Annotated in this window: 1 protein-coding gene; it reads right to left on the minus strand. The window is 59.9% G+C overall.

The annotated features are described in order from the left end of the window. Nucleotides 1–299 precede the first annotated feature (299 nt). A complete protein-coding gene (locus tag AC0ZT5_RS35035) occupies nt 300–1,727 on the minus strand; it encodes an ISNCY family transposase (RefSeq protein WP_488500151.1) in 1,428 nt (475 codons plus the stop codon). Nucleotides 1,728–1,876 lie beyond the last annotated feature (149 nt).

Genomic DNA, 1,876 nt, shown 5'->3' on the forward strand with positions numbered 1-1,876 from the left:
GATGTTAAAGCAAGTTAGAGTTGAGACAGCGCTGGCAAGTTAGAAATGCGACACTCATAGGGTAGGGGCGTTCGATTCCTAGCAAAGTAGAAATGTCGCTTCGACGTGAAAGCGCACCGTCTTGGCGCGGACGAAAGCGCCCGATCGGGCGCCGCTGGTCGGGATTGCGCAGCCCGATCGGGGGCGATCCAGTAGATCTCTGCGGCTTTAGCTTTGAGAGCGACGCCCAGAGATTCCAATCTCTGTCGGGCGGCGACAGCCTCTGCCAGCGCGCTTGCTGGTGAGTCCACGCGAGATCATCACTCAGCAGCTTCCAGCCTCGCCAGCGCCTGTTCGCGCCGGGCGATCACGGCGGGATCGTTCATGAAATCCGTCCGACGCCCAGGCTTGCGGCCGCGCTTCACATAGCCGTTGCCTACGCTACCGTCGGGTATACCGAACATATGGTCTGTCTGGCCGGTGCGCCGCGGAGCGTGCTGGCTACGCTTGAGTTCCCGACCTTCCTGCATCTCGGCAACCATCAGCAGCGCTGCATCGAGACGTTTGTTCTCGACGACCGCGGTCCTGTGCACTGAGCGAAGTTTGTCGAACGTTCTGTAGGGCAGCGCTATGCCGTCATGAGTTACCTCGAGGCGGCCGTCTGGATAGTCGCAGACCACGACCTTCTTGCCGGGAAGACGCTTCGCCAAGGCGGTCGGATCGAGGATGAACAGGACCTTGTCGTACCGTAGAGTCAAAGCCTGCGACACGGTGCGAAACTCTTTATGGCACATCGCGCCATCCAGCTGCTCGTGATCGGCGAAGGGGCGATGCATGTTCTTCGGATTGCGGGGCTCTTTGCCAAAACGCGTGTTGAAATCCGCCATGAACTCGGGCGCAAAGGCGTTGCCCGCCTCGATCGTGCTGATGCCGCGAAGGCGCAGCTCCTTCACAAGTCGGTCCTGTAGGGTCTGGTTGGCGCGCTCGACACGTCCTTTGGCCTGGGGCGTGTTGGCACAGATGATGTCGATGTTGAGCTCATAGAGCGCGCGGCCGAACTGCGTCAGGCCGCTGGTCCGATCCAACTCCGAACCATGTGTCGTGCGGAAAATGCCGTGCTTGTCGCTGTAGAAGGCCAACGGCTTGCCCCAGTCGCTCAGATACGCTTTGGCCGCACGAAAATAGTCGAACGTGTTCTCCGATGCCGCAAAGCGCAGATGCAGCAGCTGGCCGGTCGCATCGTCGATAAAGACGAGCAGGGCGCATTTGGGACCGCGGTTCTCGAACCACCAGTGGTGCGAGCCATCGATCTGCACCAACTCGCCGAGGCAGTCGCGCCGGCCGCGCGGCTGATGGAGCTGGCGTTTGCGCTCACGCCGTGATGTCCAGATGCCGGCTTCTGTCATCCACTGCCGCAGCGTCTCCTTGCTGATACCTATCTGATGGCGTTCGAGCAGCTTCTCGGCAGCCAATGTCGGTCCGAAGTCGACATAGTGCTCGCGTACCAGGTCGAGTGCCTCGTTACGAAAATCCTCTGTGTGCCTACGATTGCTCGGCCGGCCGCGCTTCTTCGAAGCAAGGCCAGCAGCGCCATCGTGATCGTAAGCTTGCAACAGCCGGTGAACCTGTGCGCGGCTCAATCGCAATAGCTCGGCCGCCTGGACGACGCTCAGCCGACGTTCACGGATCTTCTGGATAGCTTCAAGGCGATGAAGTTCGTTCTGCGACAAGGTAACGAGACAAGGCATGACGGTCTCCAACGAGCCCGGTCTGTCGCCAGGCTGAGGCCGCAAGCCTTCCTTTCCAGCTTCGAGTTGGCGAGAGCATGAGCTGTGAAAGTCGGGGACTGTCGCATCTCTAAATTGCTCAAGTGTCGCATCTCTATATAGCTGCTACA

It is taken from the genome of Mesorhizobium sp. CNPSo 4670 (assembly GCF_057784235.1).

Excerpts from the sequence above, each read along its gene's own strand:
- AC0ZT5_RS35035 (WP_488500151.1), bottom strand. The coding sequence starts at position 1,727 with ATGCCTTGTCTCGTTACCTTGTCGCAGAACGAACTTCATCGCCTTGAA.